16 protein-coding genes are annotated in these 18,595 nt (G+C 50.3%); 5 read left to right on the top strand and 11 right to left on the bottom strand.

Annotation, left to right across the window (positions count from 1 at the left end; translation table 11 throughout):
- Window positions 1–18: 18 nt before the first annotated feature.
- A complete protein-coding gene (locus H6624_11905) occupies window positions 19–3,294 on the bottom strand; it encodes a vitamin B12-dependent ribonucleotide reductase (GenBank protein ID MCB9085045.1) in 3,276 nt (1,091 codons plus the stop codon).
- 268 nt (window positions 3,295–3,562) lie between these two features.
- Window positions 3,563–3,931 carry a CBS domain-containing protein gene (locus H6624_11900; GenBank protein MCB9085044.1) on the bottom strand — a complete coding sequence of 123 codons (369 nt, stop codon included), beginning with the start codon at window positions 3,929–3,931 and terminating at the stop codon, window positions 3,563–3,565.
- Between the two features lie 198 nt (window positions 3,932–4,129).
- Between H6624_11900 and H6624_11895 the strand changes: the two genes are divergently transcribed.
- Entirely contained in the window at window positions 4,130–5,131 is a 1,002-nt protein-coding gene (locus H6624_11895; GenBank protein ID MCB9085043.1) for a hypothetical protein, read from the top strand.
- 14 nt (window positions 5,132–5,145) lie between these two features.
- On the opposite strand, the gene typA is transcribed toward H6624_11895, so the two are convergent.
- The 3 genes from typA to H6624_11880 form a co-directional block, all read right to left on the bottom strand.
- Window positions 5,146–6,963 (bottom strand): translational GTPase TypA, encoded by a 1,818-nt coding sequence (gene typA / locus H6624_11890; protein ID MCB9085042.1) that lies wholly within the window; start codon window positions 6,961–6,963, stop codon window positions 5,146–5,148.
- Between the two features lie 72 nt (window positions 6,964–7,035).
- Window positions 7,036–8,175 carry a class I SAM-dependent RNA methyltransferase gene (locus H6624_11885; GenBank protein ID MCB9085041.1) on the bottom strand — a complete coding sequence of 380 codons (1,140 nt, stop codon included), beginning with the start codon at window positions 8,173–8,175 and terminating at the stop codon, window positions 7,036–7,038.
- 15 nt (window positions 8,176–8,190) lie between these two features.
- A complete protein-coding gene (locus H6624_11880; GenBank protein ID MCB9085040.1) occupies window positions 8,191–9,027 on the bottom strand; it encodes a hypothetical protein in 837 nt (278 codons plus the stop codon).
- Window positions 9,028–9,126: 99 nt separating this feature from the next.
- Here H6624_11880 and H6624_11875 point away from each other — a divergent pair, with 99 nt between their 5' ends.
- Window positions 9,127–9,981, top strand: coding sequence for an RsmB/NOP family class I SAM-dependent RNA methyltransferase (locus H6624_11875; protein MCB9085039.1), 855 nt, complete (start codon window positions 9,127–9,129; stop codon window positions 9,979–9,981).
- Between the two features lies 1 nt (window position 9,982).
- On the opposite strand, the gene H6624_11870 is transcribed toward H6624_11875, so the two are convergent.
- Entirely contained in the window at window positions 9,983–10,483 is a 501-nt protein-coding gene (locus tag H6624_11870) for an O-acetyl-ADP-ribose deacetylase (GenBank protein MCB9085038.1), read from the bottom strand.
- Window positions 10,476–11,648 carry a class I SAM-dependent RNA methyltransferase gene (locus H6624_11865; GenBank protein MCB9085037.1) on the bottom strand — a complete coding sequence of 391 codons (1,173 nt, stop codon included), beginning with the start codon at window positions 11,646–11,648 and terminating at the stop codon, window positions 10,476–10,478. The genes H6624_11870 and H6624_11865 overlap by 8 nt, the downstream gene beginning before the upstream one ends.
- A gap of 62 nt (window positions 11,649–11,710) precedes the next feature.
- On the opposite strand from H6624_11865, the gene H6624_11860 reads away from it, so the two are divergent.
- Window positions 11,711–12,514, top strand: coding sequence for an AAC(3) family N-acetyltransferase (locus H6624_11860; protein ID MCB9085036.1), 804 nt, complete (start codon window positions 11,711–11,713; stop codon window positions 12,512–12,514).
- Window positions 12,515–12,562: 48 nt separating this feature from the next.
- On the opposite strand, the gene H6624_11855 is transcribed toward H6624_11860, so the two are convergent.
- The gene (locus H6624_11855; protein MCB9085035.1) at window positions 12,563–13,537 is read right to left on the bottom strand and encodes a hypothetical protein; all 975 of its coding nucleotides are present in this window, start codon (window positions 13,535–13,537) and stop codon (window positions 12,563–12,565) included.
- 106 nt (window positions 13,538–13,643) lie between these two features.
- On the opposite strand from H6624_11855, the gene H6624_11850 reads away from it, so the two are divergent.
- On the top strand, window positions 13,644–14,384 hold the full coding sequence (locus H6624_11850) for a TerC family protein (GenBank protein MCB9085034.1): 741 nt from the start codon (window positions 13,644–13,646) through the stop codon (window positions 14,382–14,384).
- A 62-nt stretch (window positions 14,385–14,446) separates the two neighbouring features.
- On the opposite strand, the gene H6624_11845 is transcribed toward H6624_11850, so the two are convergent.
- Window positions 14,447–15,001 (bottom strand): hypothetical protein, encoded by a 555-nt coding sequence (locus H6624_11845; GenBank protein MCB9085033.1) that lies wholly within the window; start codon window positions 14,999–15,001, stop codon window positions 14,447–14,449.
- Between the two features lie 181 nt (window positions 15,002–15,182).
- Between H6624_11845 and H6624_11840 the strand changes: the two genes are divergently transcribed.
- Entirely contained in the window at window positions 15,183–16,184 is a 1,002-nt protein-coding gene (locus tag H6624_11840; GenBank protein MCB9085032.1) for an AI-2E family transporter, read from the top strand.
- Window positions 16,185–16,190: 6 nt separating this feature from the next.
- On the opposite strand, the gene H6624_11835 is transcribed toward H6624_11840, so the two are convergent.
- Entirely contained in the window at window positions 16,191–17,807 is a 1,617-nt protein-coding gene (locus H6624_11835; GenBank protein MCB9085031.1) for an AMP-binding protein, read from the bottom strand.
- A 242-nt stretch (window positions 17,808–18,049) separates the two neighbouring features.
- Window positions 18,050–18,511: a hypothetical protein gene (locus tag H6624_11830; GenBank protein MCB9085030.1), complete on the bottom strand. Its 462-nt coding sequence runs from the start codon at window positions 18,509–18,511 to the stop codon at window positions 18,050–18,052.
- Window positions 18,512–18,595: the final 84 nt, after the last annotated feature.

The following is an 18,595-nucleotide window of genomic DNA, read 5'->3' as shown; positions in this document are numbered from 1 at the left end:
GTCAGTCGCCAACTGAATTTACGAGCAGCCAATCGAGCTTCCACAGTTCAGGCAGCGGTAGCAACTGCCGTTACGGACAGTCACGTGACCACAGTCAGTACACATGGGAGCATCGCCCATCATTTTTGAAAGATGGGAATCAAGTGCATCGTGGGAGCCTCCAACCTGTTCCTCTGTTGCCGCTTTCTCAGTGACGGCGGCCTTTTCAGCAGACAGGCTTAATTGCTCTCCAGACTTTTCCGCAGACACGTCCCGGTCTGTCCCATTGTTTTGGTTAAGGGCCAGGTCGGCTTCAACCGGTTTGACATGAACAAAGTCAGTCTTGCCCAGGTATTCCATGCCGATCACGCGGAAGATGTAATCGAGAATACTGGTGGCCTGCTTGATGTTAGGGTGATCCACCATCCCTTGTGGTTCAAAGCGGGTAAAAGTGAATTTATCCACATACTCATCAAGAGGAACGCCATATTGGAGCCCCAGTGAGCAGGAAATCGCAAAGCAGTTTAGAAGGCTGCGGAAGGTGGCCCCTTCTTTGTGCATATCAAAGAACAGTTCACCCAAGCGGCCATCATCATATTCGCCAGTGCGAATATAGATTTGGTGTCCGCCTACTCGGCCTTCGACAGTGATTCCTCCCCTCTTCTGAGGAAGACGTCGGCGACGGGCGGGAGCCATGCTCAGTGCGGTCTCCAAAGCGTCTTTGAAATCAGCCTCTGTGTAGGCCAAGGGTGCTTCTTCTTCTTCTTCTTTGGCATCCTTGGAGCCGGCCTGAAGAGGTTGGCTCATCTTTGAACCATCTCGGTAGACCGACACGGCTTTTAATCCCATCTTCCAGGACTCTTCGTAGATATGCTGAATATCTTCAACAGTGGCTTCATGAGGAAGGTTCACTGTTTTAGAAATCGCACCGCTAATGAAGGGCTGCACGGCTGCCATCATGCGCACATGGGCCATGGCTTCCAGAAAGCGTTGTCCTTCAGGGCCACACTTGTTAGCACAATCAAAAACCGGAAGGTGTTCGTCTTTAAGCTGTGGAGCACCTTCTACAGTCTGACGGCCACAAACAACCATATTAGCTTCGCGGATCTGCTGGGGGGTAAAGCCCAAATGTGCCAGAATGGTTTGTTGACCAGACATAATGGCATCTGTGTTCAGGCCCAAACGCTTCATGCTCTCTTCGCCCAATACCCAGGGGGCAATGGCTGCATGAACATCAAAGGCTGTGGGCATCGCCGCTTTGATTTTAGCAAAGTCGTCGTCGGTAAATCCCTTGGCCTTAAGAGACTCAACATTAATATGAGGAGCACCTTCGATGGTCATTGTCCCGACCGCATAGGTGACGATGGCTTTAATGTCAGAGTCAGAATAACCCAGGGTCTTCAGGGCGCGGGGTACGGATTGGTTAACGATCTTAAAGTAGCCGCCACCGGCCAATTTCTTAAACTTCACCAACGCAAAATCAGGCTCAACACCAGTGGTGTCACAGTCCATCAATAGACCAATGGTTCCAGTGGGTGCCAAAACAGAAGCCTGGGCATTCCTAAATCCATTGATCTTTCCCATATCATAGGCCTCGGACCAGGATTCGCGAGCGGCCTGAGAGACTTCAGAGGGGATGAGTGAGCTGTCAATTTCCATGACTTTTTCACCGTGTTGGCGGATCACTCGCAACATGGAGTCAGCATTTTCTTCATGACCTTCAAATGGCCCCTTGCTGCCGGCGATGATGGCGCTGGTCTTGTAGGCTTCACCAGTCATGATCGCAGTCAAGGCGCCGGCCCAGGCACGACCCTCGGGGCTGTCATAAGAAAGTCCCTTGACCATCAACATGGTACCCAGGTTGGCGTAACCCAATCCCAGTGGGCGGTAGTCGTGGCTGTTTTTAGCAATCTGCTTGGTGGGGTAACTGCTCAAATCCACCAGGATTTCCTGAGCAGTGAAAACAATGCGAATGGCATGACGGTAGGCTTCGATATCGAAGGAGCCATCTTCACGCAAGAACTTCTCTAGATTCAATGAAGCCAGGTTACAGGCTGAATCATCGAGGAACATATACTCAGAGCAGGGGTTACTACCGTTAATACGGTCAGTTTCGGGGCAGGTGTGCCACTTTTGAATAGTGGAATCAAACTGCACACCGGGGTCAGCGCATTTCCAAGCTGCATAAGCAACCTGGCGCCACAGCTCTTGGGCACGATAGGTGTGAATGACCTCGCCATCAGTGCGGGCCGTGGTCTTCCATGTGTCGTCTTTTTGGACGGCACTCATGAAGCCATCTGGAATCCGCACAGAGTTATTGGAGTTTTGTCCAGCAACTGTCCGGTAGGCTTCACCATTAAAGTCAGAAGTGTAACCGGCATTTACCAGGACTTCGACTTTCTTCTCTTCGTTAACCTTCCAGTTAATGAAGTCTTCAATTTCTGGATGGTCCATGTCCAAACAGACCATCTTGGCAGCGCGCCGAGTGGTTCCACCTGACTTGGTGGCACCCGCTCCACGATCCAAAACTTCCAGGAAGCTGATCAATCCAGAGCTATAACCACCGCCTGAGAGCTTTTCTTGACGGCCACGGATTTTAGAAAAGTTAGTACCAGTTCCAGATCCATATTTAAAAATGCGAGCTTCCTGGCGGGCCAAATTGAAAATGGCCATTAGGTCGTCTTCTACACTTTGAATAAAACAAGCAGAACACTGGGGGCGAGCATAGGAGTTATCCAGCTCGACAACTTCAGCAGTTTTAAAGTCGAAAGCAAAATTCCCACCCGAGCCTTCAATGCCATATTCATGGTGAAGACCGCAGTTGAACCACACGGGGCTGTTAAAGGCACCAGTCTGAGTCAATAAGATATAAGCCAACTCCTTTTCAAAGCGCTCAGCATCTCCTGCTGAAGCGAAATAGCCCCCCATATCTTCACCGGCAGTGCGAATGGTATGAGAAACCCGATAAACCAGCTGGCGTACTGAAGTTTCATGACCCGTCTCGGGGACACCAGCTTTGCGGAAGTACTTACTTACCGCCACGTCTGTTGCAAGTTGTGACCAGGTGCTAGGAACTTGAACGTCCTTCATCGCGAAAACTGATTCACCCTGGCTGTCTTTAATGGAGCTGGACCTTGTGACCCACTCGACCATTTGATAGGGGTCCTGGCCCTTTGGTACAAAGTAAGGTTGAAAGGTTTGTCCACCTGTTGCTTTCGAGCCATCCAATTTGGCTCGCGTCTCCTTGGCCAATGCTTTCTTGGAGGATTTTGGAGACTTTTTGCTCCTTCCTTCTTCCCTGAGAAGAGTATCCATACCGCTGTCCTTTCTCTCGATGTCTTGTTTTGTAAGATTATGTTTTCAAATCGTTGGGCGAAATCCGACCCCGTGTGACCTCAAAGAGATCATGGGGGTTTTTGGCTGTCAAAAAAAATATCCCCTACATCTAGTGTTCTGGACCCCATTTAAACGCCATATATCGGTAACCAAAAGCCTGGAGCCCGTTTGCGACTTAGGTCCCTAAATGACAATTTTTCTTAACTTATTTCTGAGTCGAAGCGTCAGTCGGAATGGTTGCTTAAAATTAAGGCAACATTTCGTGCAAGAGCTTCATGGCATCAATAGAAGTGAAGATCGCCCACGGAGAATCACCCTTGGCAGAGATAATGGCACTGCCATAGGAGTTCTTCAGCATACGGCCGACCACGTCTTTCACTCCGTCCTCGGGGTTTACGACCAAAGGTTCGTCCGTCATGATGTCAGAAACATGAGCGGACTCATCATGGGCACGAGCCAAATCAGTAGAGCTCAACACGCCAACAAGCTTTCCACCATCCAAAACAGGCAAATGATGGCACTTGTTTTGTTCCATCATTTCACGAGCCTTCTCAATAGAAGTTTGTCGGCCAATTGTATGGGGAAGATGGGTGGAATACTCACCGATTGTCTTCATTTTTAACCTCCAAGGACCGGCAATCGTGCCAGAAAACTCGGGACGAAGGTAGGGGGAAATTGAAGTTTACGCTGTGAATCTTGCTTGAATCCACTCTCCTGGCGAGCCATGGGAAAATGGGTTTTGGCCGCGGGGCGACAGCAGTGGCAAAGTTGTCTGGCGCAGGGTTTAATTTTAGAGGGAGGGTGATCGCAGTCTATGGTAGCCAAAGTGGCCCAGCCGCGGGAGATTATTCAGTGGCTACAAAAAAGCTGGCGCATCTTTCGTAAAAGACCCTTCTATTTGTGTGGGGCCTTTATCCTATTCGCCCTTGGCGCCATCATGCCCAGTTATCTCTCCCCTTTTGCCCGGGTATTTTCGGGTTTTATCCTGCCCATCATGGTGGCCGGCAGCTTTATCATGATTTTTCGAATTCTTCGCTACAAAGCCATCTCCTGGTGGGATCTATTCCTGCCATTTTCCGAGAGTCGATTGGCCGTTCGCCTGATGCCGGTTTGTTTTCTCAGCTTGGTGTGTTGGGTCTCAATTGGTGCCGTTGAATATATGTACCGGCAGCCAATTAAATATCAAATGAGTCTGGAGTTTCACAATACGGTGGTCATTATATCCACCCTAGTAAACATGATTTTCCTTTTTGGTGTGACCCCGATCCTGATTTTTTCTCCTCTCAACTTTATCCAAGCAATTGCTTTGACCGTAAGGGCAATTTTTCTCAACCCGGTCCTGGTATTGATCGTTTGGGGCGGTGGCATTCTGATCTATGACATCAGCTTTAATTTGCTGGTGCCCTATATTCCCATTGGCGCCTTTTTAATGGTGATGTGGTTTAACGCCTTTGACGGCCTTTTCCTGATCACCGACGACCCAATAGCCTCCAGTTTGCCGACCCCGGGCCCCAAGTCTGACGATGGAGACTCGGATGAGGGCGGTGAAGACAGTGATGGTAGTGAGGAATTCGACGGAGGCAACTGGGAAAAGCTGGCGGCTAAAAACCGAGGCATTGATGAAACGGAAGAGGTTGAAGATGCTTTTGATGGGGATCTCACTCAACGCATTGATAACTTCGAGTCTACTGAGCCGCCCCCGGAAAAGCCGACAAGCAATCGTCCCGATGTCATCTACGAGCAGGATCCAATCGAGCGGGAAGAAATCCAGATTACGGATGACGATGACGACGATCCAGACGGTTTTCATCGCTAAAAAGGAAAGACGAGTTACCTGTCCTCTTCTTGCGGGCGGCGAATAATTTGCCGCTGGTTGGTCTGCAGGATCATCTTCCGCACGCGGATGCTTTTGGGGGTGATTTCCACCCATTCGTCTTCGTCAATCCAATCCAGGGCTTCATCAAGGGACATGGGTTTAATGGGACTGAGTTTTGTTGAGTCATCAGAACCCGAGGCCCGCATATTGGTGAGCTTTTTTTCCTTGGTCGGATTGGCGTTGAGATCGTTCAGCCGGTTGTTTTCACCAAAAATCATTCCCTCATAAATAGGGGTGCCGGCGGCCACAAACAGTCGACCTCGGTCTTCCAATCCAAACAGGGCATATTCTGTCGTTGTCCCATTGCGATCACAGACGATGGCCCCTGTGGAGCGTGAAAAGCGCTTTCCCATGTAGGGGATGTAGCGTTTAAAGGTGCTGGAATAAATGGCTTCTCCGCGCGTTTCAGTAAGCAGAGTGGATCTCAATCCAATCAGTCCTCGTGAAGGGATATCAAACTCCAGACGACAGCGGGAGGAAGACTCGAACTTCTCAATGTTTTGCAGGCGTCCACCTCGGGAAGACATAATCTCTGTCACTCGTCCCATCATGGTTTCGGGAATGTCGATAAAAAAGGTCTCTTCCGGCTCCCACTTTGCCCCGTCTTTTTCCAAGGGGAGGATCTCAGGGCGACCGGCCATGAGTTCAAAGCCGCCTCGACGGATTTCTTCCAGAACAATCACGATCTGCAGTTCCCCTCGTGCCTTTAACAAAAACACTTCGTTGGACTCTGTGGATTCAAGGGAGAGGGCCACGTTCTGCAGACAGGCCTTTTCTAAAATCTCCTCAAGCTTTCTGCTGGTCAAATAAGTCCCGTCTTTATTAGAAAACGGCGAGGTGTTGACTGAAATGCGAATCGCCACTGTTGGCGGATCAACTTTAACTCTGGGTAGAGCCTCGGTCACGCCGGTTTCAGCAATCGTGTCACCAATTTTTGGCGCATCAGCTCCAGCGATCAAGGCAATATCCCCAGCATTGAGTTCAGGCACCTTTTCAGTACCCAAGCCCGCAAAGGTCTCAAGAGAGGTGACCGTGAAGGGGGTATTTTTGGACTCGCCCATCAGCTGAACCCGCTGCCCCTCTTTAATGCTGCCCGACTGAATCCGGCCGATGGCAATTTGACCCATAAAGGAGTTATAACTCCGATTGACCACAATCATCTTAAAAGGACCGTTTTCATCAATAGAGGGGCGAGGCATCTCCTCTAGAATCCGGTCAAGGAGTGGGGAGAAGTCGGTTCCCTGTTCACCTTTGGTGAGAGTTGCCCAGCCGTGTTTGCCGCTGGCATAGATGGTCGTGTACTCCACCTGACTTTCATCAGTCGCCACATCGTAAAACAGTTCGAGAACCTTTTCTTCCACTTCCTCAATACGGGCGTCAGGACGGTCGACTTTATTGATCAAAAGGATAATCTTGATTCCCCGCTCAAGGGCCTTGCGCAATACAAAACGAGTCTGAGGCAGAGGGCCTTCAGCCGCATCAACGAGCAGCAAGGCCCCATCCACCATAAAAAGGGCTCTTTCCACCTCGCCACCGAAGTCCGCGTGGCCGGGGGTGTCCACCAAATTAATCCGCGTGCCCTTCCAAACTAGGGAGGCGTTCTTGGCCGTAATGGTAATTCCCCGCTCTTTTTCCAGCTCGCCCGAGTCCATCACCCGGTCTTCAACCCTTTGGTGACTTTCAAAGACCCCGGCCTGTTGAAAGAGCCCGTCAATCAGCGTCGTTTTCCCATGGTCCACATGGGCAATAATGGCAAGATTTCGAATATCCATAAGCTGCTACTTCTGCCACAGTCCCATGGGGAAATCAAAACAGAACCTTAATATTTTTGGGAAACTCAAATGCTAACAGATGAGATCTGAGCGGCGGAGTGTGACCACCCACTCACAATGGGGAGTTTGAGGGAACTGATCAACCCCCGAAATGGCCGTGATCGAATAGCCCAGATCGACGAGAACTTTCAAATCCTGAACCAGGGCTGGAGTGTAGCAGGAAACGTAGACCAGGTAGGCGGGGCGAGCCGGTTGGAGATGATTCTGGAGGTGTTGAAGGACGTTTTTTAGGCCCGAGCGGGGTGGATCAACCAAGATGCCGTCGTAGTCGTGCAGTGGAGGTAATCCAGCGATACGATAGGCATTGCCGGCAATGATATGCAAATCCAGGTCACCCCCAATAGAGCCTTGAGATTTTTCCAGTCCGTTGAGAGCGAGACGATCAACCTCAAAGGCGGTCACCTCAAGACCAGATGCTGCCAGGGGGAGGGTGAAATTGCCGATGCCACAAAAAAGCTCCAACCAGCGGCGGCCCTCCAGTTGGCCAACTGCACTTAGTACTTCGCCAACCAAGGCTCGATTAGCCTCAAACCCGGGCTGCGTGAAAGTGGCAATACTTGAATAAAGAGGAATGGGCGACCCTTGAGGATGAAGGGTTTCAAACCAGGGAAAAAACTCTGGGTCCTGCAGCTTTAGGCGACCATCCACTTCTACGAGGCGTTTCTTTCGCTGCCCCACTTCAACGATGGCCAATTCCATCAAGGACCTAAGCCACCCGCCTTCATCGAGGAGTATTTTGACATCGATATTGGCAAAATCGAGCCACACGCCGCGAGTGCCGTCGGGTGCCACCCTTAGCCGGACGGAGCCTTTGGTAATGGCTGGCAAGTTTTGACGAAATGTCTGAAACCAGTCTTGCAGAGCCGGCGACATCTGGGGGCAGGAATTCATGTCCGCCACAGTCTTTTTGCCTGGTCGATACAGACCAATCGTCGCTCGCCCGTCTTGTTGCATGATAACCAGGTCCACCCGATCTCGCAGGCCTTGCGGGCCAGGTGAAATCATCTTTGGTTCAATTAAAGGGTGGATTTCTTGTTGTTTTAGTAGTTCCAGCAGCTCATTGGCTTTCTTTTGCCCCTGGTCGGCATAGGGAATTGCGTGCCAGGGGCAGCCAGAGCAGCGTTCAGCAATTGAGCAATCAAACTCGGACATAATCAGCCGATCAACTTAAAATGAAAATGCCAGTTTTCCAGTGTATCTGTCAGCATCGATGATCTTGGCGTATTCGATGCCAAGCTTCAGGAAGAACAAATCGAGTTCCGCCCCAAGGAACATATGAGTTCCGCTGTTTTTGGCTCCCGCAGACTGGCCTGTGGTAAGGGTGGTATCGAATATGCTTCCAGTGCCATCCACTCTGAGATCGCCATCGGAATTAACAAAACCAAAGCCAAAATAGGGTTCGAAAATGAGAAAATTCTTACTGATTACGGCAGCCAGGCCCATGGTGGTATTTGAGAATTCAAGCTTTGAGTCCACGGGAATATTGCCAGTACTGGCATTATTAATCACAGTTTCAAATTTAAGCTCTGTTTTGGTCATATTGCCTTTGAGAGCCAAGTTAAATGGCAGGCTGAGGACCGAGTCCGTCATTGTCCATTTCACACCGATACCAGTGTTGGAGAACTTAAAATCTTCACTACCGAAAGAAGGGATCAGGTTCGCTTCAACAGTGACTCCCATGGGAACAGAAAACTGAATGAGAAGGCCAGCGTGGGGGAGAGCCGCGCTGTCGGCATTGGGATCAGTCTCCTTGACTAACTTGTCCACTCCGGGAGTCGAAGTCACGCCGCCAACAACCCCTAGTTCAAAGCCAAAAACAGCTCCCAAAGCACTGCCGCCGCTCACTGTGGTGTGGGCAAAGTTGGCAGACAGGTCACCAATAATATTTTCCAAGTCAGACTTGTCGATATTGTCAAAATCCAGGTCTTGTCCATAGGAAATCCCGGGCACTAGGAACAGAGCAAGGGCCAGAGTGACGAGCCAATGGTGATGATTTTTTTTCATGATTTCCTCCCCGATGAAATCCTGATCTTTACTGATTACTGGATACGATGAAATGATAGGAAGGAATTAGGAGAAGGTCCATTGGTTTCACAGCCTCCCATGCAATTTAATGACTACTACCAGCAGGTCTACGGGGATCGGTGGCCCGGATTATTGAAATCACTGGAACAAAAGGAGGCTCAGGTGCTATTTGCCCCTTTTGCTCAGGAAACCGGGGATGTGGAATGGTTGCCCGGATGTTGGTGGATGACGGCAGAGCGGGCAAATTGGCCGACAGAGAGAGATGATGACGGGCTTCTCAGGTACTACGTCCTTGATCCGGCCTCGGTTCTCGTCGCCCGAGCACTCATGGTGAATCCCGGTGATCAGATATTGGATATGTGCGCCGCACCTGGTGGGAAGACCCTGGTATTGGTCCAGACACTGGGTCAGGAGGGCTTGCTTGAGGCCAACGAACTGTCTCCGGCGAGGCGAGCCAGGTTGACCAAAGTGATTCAACAATATGTACCTAAGACCCTTCGCCAAAGAGTATTCGTCAAAGGCAAAGACGCCCTCCGTTTTGGCCTCATGGCCAAAGAATCCTATGACCGAATCCTGCTGGACGCTCCTTGCTCAGGAGAGAGACATCTATTGGCCAACACCAAAGAGATAAATCAGTGGAAGCCAAAGAGGGTTTCGTCATTGGCAAAGAAACAATACAGTCTCTTGGCTTCGGGGATTGAGGCGCTGAAGCCTGGTGGCCGATTGGTTTATTCCACTTGTGCTCTCAGTCCTGAGGAAAACGATCAGGTCATTGCCCGGGCATTGAAGAAAAAACCGCTTGTCTCCTCAGTGGAAACCCCTCAACCAAGCCCATTCGCAGAACGGACGGAGTATGGTTGGATACACTTGCCCGATAAGTGTCAGTTTGGGCCTCTGTACTTTGCGGTTATGGAAAAGAAAACTGAGCTGTAAGTTAGAAACACAGGCTCTGATAGAGATCAAAGGACTCTTGATCAAAACAGACGAAGACCACTTTGTTCACAGACCCAGAATGGGCTTTAAGGAAGCTTTGTACTTCTCTGGTGGCGATCTGTGCTGCCAGATCTTTGGGGAATCGATAGGCCCCAGTGCTGATACTGGGAAAGGCAATACTGGTGACATCATTTTCTGCCGCCAGCAGAAGGCTGTTGCGGTAGCAGTCGGCTAGTTTTTCGGGCTCGCCCCGTTGACCGCCACTCCAAACCGGACCGACAGTGTGAATAACCCATTTGCAGGGGAGTTGATAGGCTTTGGTGATTCTGGCCTCTCCCGTTGGGCAGCCACCAACAGCCCGACACTCTTCCAAAAGCTGAGGGCCGGCCTTACGATGAATGGCTCCGTCCACTCCTCCGCCGCCGAGCAATGTGGTGTTGGCCGCGTTGACGATGGCGTCAGTGTCAAAAGTGGTAATGTCTCCAATTTGAACTTCAATCATTTTTGGCACCTGGTTGGCGGGAGAATAGACTGAGGATTTCAATATGGGGGGTGTGGGGAAACTGGTCAAGAGGTTGCACCTGGGTCAATTGCCAGCCGAGGTTTTGTAGGCCTTTGGCGTCTTGGGCAAAGGCGTGAACGTCACAGGAGATGTAAATGATTTGCTCCAAGTCCTTTAGGGTATCACTCAGCTCTTTGATCTGAGGATATCCACCGCGAGGAGGGTCGAGAAGAAGTGCTTTTGGGATTTGTCCCCAGTCCTTGAGAAGCCCTTTTAAGGAGCTGCCTTCCCGTAAATCCGCACATCCAGTCTTTACACCCTCAAGGTGTCGATTTTCCAATTCACTAACGGCGGGCGCGCTGGAGTCGATAGCAAGAACACTTGTGAAACCGAGTTGAGAGAGAATCTCGGTGAAATTCCCCGAACCACAAAAGAGTTCAAGAACGGGCTCTTGCTTGGGCTGGGGACTCATCACTTCACGCAACCAGTTCTGCATATATTCATTCTGCTCCTGATTGCCTTGGCGAAAAGAGCGGCGCTGATTGGCCTGGACTTCATCCGCGCCAATGTCCTCATCAAACTCCAAGAAGCTCCACAGAAAATGCTTGGGCGGTTTCCACTCAGAATTTGGTAAGCGGGCTAGCAGTTCTTTGAGGGTCTGCCGGTTTTTGTCGGTCAAAATCAGGCAGTCTTTAATGGGAGCCAGAGTCTTCTTGCCTGATGAAACAAAGCCGATCTGCTGGCCATCGGTTTTAACTTGGGCCCGATTGCGAAATCCCAGTTCTTGAGGAGAGCCCTGAATGGACGTAATCACGGACGGGTCAAAGCCCTGCAGAGCTCGATCCAGAGACTGCTTCACCAATTTTTGTTTTGCTGCCAGCTGACCTTCATAGGTGGCGATCATCCACGGGCAGCCACCGCAATCTCCTGCCGAAAAACCCTGGTGGGGGCAGGGGGGTGTCCGTCGCTCAGGGCTTGGCTCGATCAACTCGATCAAATCGCCAAATCCATAGCGCTTTTCCATTTTCGTCACGCGAAACAGGCCTGTATCACCAGGCCACACTCCGGGTACGAAAACAACCCGGCCATCGGGGTGGTCGATGACTCCGAGTCCCTTTGGTGTCAAGTCGCGAACCCTGGCTTTAAATTCACCCATTGCATCCATAGCTAAACCCTGTATCCTCCATAGGGAGCCGGAGTCAACGGCCATTGAATTCAGGTAGCAATATGAGTGAGAAAAACACAGTTGAAAAAAGCCAAACACCACTCACCCAGGAAAGTTTGGGCGAGTCGTGGCGGGAGCTGGGGCTTTCTGTTGGCAGCAAAATTATTGTTCATTCTTCATTGAGTTCATTGGGATGGGTGTGCGGGGGACCTGTTGCGGTGATCAGATCCTTGATGGATGTGGTGACAGCAGATGGACTGATCGTCATGCCAGCTCATAGCTCAGAAAACTCAGAACCCTCTTATTGGCAAAATCCAGCAGTTCCCAAAGAATGGTGGCCGATCATTAGAGATCACCAACCGGCCTTTAACCCACTGTGGACCCCCACTCGTGGAATGGGAGCCATTGCCGAGTTGTTTCGCACATTACTTGGAGTCAGTCGCAGTCACCACCCGACCACCTCTTTTTGCGCTTGGGGAAAACACTCAGAGGAAGTGACAGATCAACAGCCAATGAGTCACCCCATGGGAGAGTTTTCTCCTCTGGCCACCTTGTATGATTTAGACGCCCAGGTTCTTCTTGTTGGCGTCGGTTGGCAATCAAACACCAGCCTTCACCTCGCAGAGGAAAGGTCGGGGATGTACGGCGAAATCAATCAGGCCTCAGCTGTTGACGATCAAGGCGAACGGCGATGGGTGGGCTACACTGAACTGGACTCGGACGTGGAGTTATTCGACAAAATTGGTGAAGCATTTGCGGCCAAGCCGGGCGCTGTCATGAAAAAACAAATTGGCCAGGCCCAGTGTCTGCTCATGAGCCAACGACGATTAGTTGATTTTGCGGTGGAGTGGATGAAGGCCAAGTAAGGTGACCGTCACTTTTTGGTATTGTACTGCAATACCAAAAAGTGACGGTCACTCTACCTGACCGATCATGACTTCGAGTTTGAAGCTGATGGAGGCGACATAGGTGAAATTTTCTTCCCTGGGCCAGAAGCCGCCAGGTTTGATGTTGAAAAACAACCAGTCTTTGTGAATGCGGCGACGGAAATTCACTCCAAAGGAATAGGAATCAACGGCAACGGCCGGAACATCGCGGCCGTGCATCCCGGCGGTGTAGGCAATGGCCAAGCGGTCGCTCACTCTCTGAAACAAATTAAGAGTGTTGTCGAAGCGGTACTCCAGATCATTTTTGCGCCAGGAGGCTTGGTTGGCAAAACGAAATAGGAAAGAAAGGCTCAAAGGGTAATCGAACTCCAGAGATTCGGTATGACCGTAGCCTTCGGACTTAAACCAAAAGACGGTTTCTGTGGCACGGATCTCCCAGCTTCCCGGCCACCAGGTGCGGCGCATACGGAAGCGTAAAAAGGGATCAGGGGGTGAAACTAGTTTGATACCCGCATCCGTTCCCAGGCTCCAGTCCTTCTCAGTTTCGGGTTGGTAGCGGAGGGCAGCTCCCAAGTCTTCGTTGTCCACGGACTGGCCGAGGTTGCTGCTTTGACCGCCCTCTTCATCCTCACTAAAGCTTCGCGAAATGTTCTGCACCACCAGGTTGAGGCGTCGTTCTGTGTTGGGCAGGGCAATTCGGGTTCTGATGTTGGCGTCATAGGAGTCACCTTCACCGTCAGTCAGGGTGGAGATGAGGTTAATCCGGATGCGACTTTTGCTCTTACTCTCTTCATCCACCCGCTCTTCGCCAAAAAAGGAGTCGATATTGCGAGACAGGCGGGCCAATTGACTTGAGAGCTTTTGCTGGGAAAGATCGGCCTTTTCCAATACTGAAAGTGGAACCTTGGTGCTGTCGCTGGGCCGGGCGCGACTGGGTCCCTGTGGGCGGGCCAGCGACAATGGGGAAAATAATAGAAAAGAAAAGAGTAACACCAGGCGCACAGATCCATTCTAGAAGTCATCCCTTTACAGGTCAATGTTGACTCTGGGTGGAGAATTGACTTCCATCGGGACAATCAAGACAATCTTGGTCAGTGAAGGAGCCTGTATGTCTGAACTTATGAGCCTGGAAGCACTTACTGCCCTGGTGACGCTCACAGGGATGGAAATCGTACTGGGAATCGACAACATCATATTCATTTCGATCATGGTGGGTCGACTGCCCCAGGAGAAACAGGCTAAAGCCCGGTCCTTAGGGATTTTCCTGGCTCTGTTTATGCGGCTCCTTTTGTTGTTCTCCATCACTTGGGTGATGGGACTGACGGAGCCCTTGTTTTCGGTGATGGACAAGACGGTTTCTGGTCGTGATCTCATTTTATTATTGGGCGGGCTTTTTTTGATGGGCAAGGCCACTTTTGAGATTCATCACAAAGTGGAGGATTTGGAGGAAGTGGACGGAAGCGGTGTCAAAAATCAGATCAAAGCTCAGATGGGATGGACACTGGTGCAGATTGTGATTCTGGATATTGTGTTTTCGCTGGATTCAGTCATCACCGCGGTGGGCATGGCCCAACAAATTTCCATTATGGTGATTGCCATGGTTCTCTCCATGGTGGTGATGCTTGTTTCTGCGGGCGGAATTAGCGGATTTGTGGATCGTCATCCGACGGTGAAAATTCTTGCCTTGTCATTTTTGTTACTGATTGGTGTCATGTTGGTCGTCGAAGGCACGGGCAATCACGTCTCTAAGGGCTACATTTACTTTGCCATGTTCTTTTCCCTGGCGGTCGAAATGCTCAATCTCAGATATCGAACAAAAAGAGCGAGATTTGGCATCGTGACGAGATAGGGCAACAAGTAAAAAAGCCCGGAGTAATCCGAGCTTTTTTTGATCTTTGGGTCAGAGTGGACTTACTTCAGGATGTCGCCGGCCAGATCCAAAGCCAATAGCTGCAGCATTTTTTTAAGGCCACGAGCTTGATTCATTTGCCACTCAACTTTGGGCGCAATGTGGTGGTGAACCCAGCATCCTTGAGGACCCATCACTGTTCTCAGTTCGCCAAGAAATTGGTTTTTTTGCCAATCCCAGTTGGTCGCAACCGACAAATGGTCAATCATTTGCGCGGGAGATACGGCAATCATGCAGACGATATCAGAATAAGAGGACTGGATTTCCGCATCGCTCAAGGAAAGGAGCTCGTTGCGGAGAAAATCCACCGATGATTCGCTCAACTGACGGGTCAGGACGACGGAAGGCTCAGTGGCATCAAAGCCGCGGGTGGTAACTGAAGAAACAGTTAGAACCCCGGTTTCATCAACTGATGCCGTGACTTTTTCAAAGGCGTAAGGAGTTGGAAAGACGGTGTTTTCGTGGCCAAACTGATAACTCACCATGGTTTTTCCGGCGGCCAATGCAGACATCTGGATGCCGATAAGTGCCAAAATAACTAAAGATAGCTTTTTCATGATTCCCCCTAAGTTTTGAGTGGGACATGGAATCCAACCCCCGGATTCGGTCCCGATTTCTGAGGTCAATCTAGGTGAGCCTTGCGAAGGGGGCAAATTACTTGTCCTTGACCTAATTGATCAGCAGAACTGATGAGGGGCTTGCCAGGGAAAAGGTGGGAACCCTATACTTTGAGGCAATATGACTCAATCAAGATTAGAAAACCGAGTGAGCCAGTACTGTCTTTTGTTTCTGACAGCGGTGGCTTTGACCATGTCCCTCATTTACACGCGCCCGGTATTACTGCCCTTTGTGTTCAGCATTTTCTTTTTCGCCGTTGCATCTCCAGCCGTTCATTGGCTTCAGCGGCAGGCCCGCTTCCCCCGCTGGCTGGCAGTGGCGACCATGTTTATGGCAGTGGCCTTCGTGTGCACCATGTTGACGGCGATGATTTTATTTTCCCTTGAGGATTTTGTTCGCGGAGCTGACGTCTACAAAGTGCGCATCGTGGAAATGTCGCGTTCACTTCTCGAGCGGGCAGCAGGTTTAGGCTATGAGTTGGATCAGTCCACTCTCCTCGATAAGGTGAGAAGCCTTCCGGTGTTTTCATTTGCCCGCCAGGTTACAGGTGGTCTCACGACTTTGTTCGGTAACGTATTTTTGGTTCTGATCTTTGTGCTATTTTTGTTGGCTGGAGAACAGGCAGATAAAAATTCCCATCCTGTACTTGAGGAAGTTCTAAAGAAAATTTCCGGCTATTTGTTAGTGAAGTTTCTGCTTTCGGCAGCGACCGGCTTTGGCGTGGCTCTCATTCTCTTAACCTTCGATATTGAGCTAGCGGTTCTCATAGGTCTGCTGACATTTCTGTTAAATTTCATTCCCAACGTGGGCTCCCTGATTGCCACCTTGCTACCCATCCCCTTGATTCTTTTGGAATATGGTGTTGGTGGTCGCTTGTTTGGCGTGGTGATTTTATGTATGGCCCTCCAGGTTTTGATTGGCAATGTTCTTGAGCCTCGGCTGATGGGTGAGAGTATGGATCTCCACCCAGTCACAATCCTGGTCTTTCTAATGTTTTGGGGCCTGGTGTGGGGGATTGCTGGAATGTTTTTGGCTGTACCCATCACAGCAGTGATTAAGATTGTCTTGTCCCGCTTTAAACCCACCCGACCAGTGGCAGAACTCATGGCCGGGCGGTTTTAGATGAACTTAGTGGCGAATCACACGACCTGACTGATTAAACCAGGGCTCATAGTTGGTGCCGTAAGCATCCTCCACCATTGCACGCTTGAGTTTCATGGATGGAGTCAGGAAGCTGTTTTCCACCGTCCACTCGTCACCGACGACAACAAACTTTCTCAGTCTTTCGTGGCTATCAAGCTGGGCATTGATTTCCTCCAGCAGCTCAGAGAAGTGACTCATCAATTGATCACCCTCAGATCCCTTGGCCATCTCGCTAAGGACAACAATGGCCAAAGGCTGTGGGAGTCCTGCTCCAACCACACAGACCTGCTCAACCAGATCGGATTTGGCGATCTTCAGCTCAATCGGAGCTGGGGCAACATATTTTCCTTTAGAGGTCTTAAACAGATCTTTCACGCGACCGGTGATCTTTAAAAAGCCATCACTGTCGATGCTGCCTTTGTCTCCCGTGCGCAAATATTCGCCAGCAAACATCTCTGCCGTCATTTCCGGGGCTTTGTAGTATCCGGTCATTGTACAGGGACTCTTTACTAGAATCTCAGATTCTTCGCTCAGCTTTACATCGACCTCTGGATTGGCTATGCCAACTGTGCCGACCTTGATGTTGTCGGCAGGGTTCAGATGTGAGTAGGCGAAGTTCTCGGTCATCCCATAGGCTTCTTGAAGATTGATACCGAGGCGGGCAAACCAATCAATCAAAGAGGCAGGAGTGGGAGCCGCACCTGTGATTGTCATCTTCGCCTGATCAAGCCCTAATCCGCCGACAATCTTTTTGCGGATGATCGAGGACAGAATCGGGATCCTAAGGAACAAATCCAGTTTCTTTTGCGGAAGCTTATTGAGGATTCCCCCTTGGAACTTTGTCCAAATTCGCGGCACACCCAAAAAGAGTGAGGGCCTGGCCGTACGCAGGTTCTCGGCAAATGTGTCCAGAGACTCAGCAAAATAGACAACCCCGCCACCATATAGGCTGCACAGTTCTACCAGAGCGCGTTCTGCACAATGGGCCAAAGGCAGATAGGAGAAAAATCGGTCAGCCGGTTCAATGTTGGCAATCATGCAGCCATTGGAGCCGACGGCGGCCATGGACTTGAAAGTCTGCATCACTCCCTTGGGTGTACCCGATGTTCCAGAGGTGTAAATGATAGTCGCCAGTTCGGATTCGTGGCGGGTGGGAGAGTCGGTGATCGGCGTCGCTGAATTAAGAACGTCGTTCCACGAAACTTTGAAATCGGCTCCTGGATAGGGAAAGCCAATGGTCAGGGTGTCAGCAGGGATGCCTGGAGCCATAGAGCTGAAATTGTCAAGTTTGCCGATGAACAACACTTTGGTCGCTGAATGTTCCATGATTTGGGCAATCGAATCCGCTGTTAGATTCGGGTACAGAGGAACGGAGACATGACCGGCCATCATGATGGCTAAATCAGCCATCATCCAGTGAGCACAGTTCTTTGAAAATATCCCCACATTGCTTCCCGGAGGAAGGTCCAGCGACTTCAGGTATCCGGCGAACAGGCGAACCTGACGGTTTACTTCTTTCCAGGTGTAATCGGTATATTGACCATTAATGGGTTGTCTCAGGTAGACAGCATCGGGAATCTCTTTGGTCCAATGATAGAGCATTTCTAATGGCAAACGATCAACAAATGGTTGTGGCACGGTTTCTACCTCACTTTTTGGTCATACCCCGTTTTTAAGGACGATTTTTAACTTTCAATATTATGATTGAACACGCCTTTAGGTGGTTCAACCAGGTTTTTATAAAGATTTCAGCTAACTATAGCTTCGAGGGCAATCCTCAGCGACCAACAGTGTAGAAAGGGTAGAGAATCAAGGCATGATGATTACGGCAGGTGACCGGAATCTTAGAAATAATAGCGGGCGCCAATCCCCAAATTGCCTGCCAATCCCGTCTTTTCCACTAAATCCACAACAATGGCAATTTCAAAGAAGAAATCGACGGGGGCAGACTGAACTTGGTACAAAAGGCCACCAGACAGGCGGGGTCCAAGCCTGAACTCGTCTTCAATTTTGTCGATCAACCTCAGGCGCAAACCCAGTCCCCAAAATCCATTGATAGGAAGTTTATCGATAGTGAGAGCCCCGCGATAGTGCCACAAATAGGTTGAATGCAGATAGACCCCCCCATCATCACCAAAGTCAGGAGAGATGACACCGTCAATCGAATTTCGTTTGTTCAAATAGTAGTTTCCGGCGAAGCCAATGGGAGAGCCGATAACGACGCCCAGGCCCAAGGGATCGGCTTGGGAAGGAGGCGTAGTGACAGCTAAAAACACGGCGATAAAAAGAGCTGCCGCAGATTTCATTGGCAGGACCTCCATGATATTTGTCTAGACCAATGGAGTACCATTTTCCCGAACAACTTTGGATCTAGTCAAGTCTGGGAAATG

The sequence above is a fragment of the Pseudobdellovibrionaceae bacterium genome, from assembly GCA_020635075.1.
GTDB lineage: Bacteria > Bdellovibrionota > Bdellovibrionia > Bdellovibrionales > UBA1609 > JADZEO01.
The sequence above is the reverse complement of the archived record's forward strand: the minus strand, read 5'-3'. Positions and strand labels throughout refer to the sequence as shown.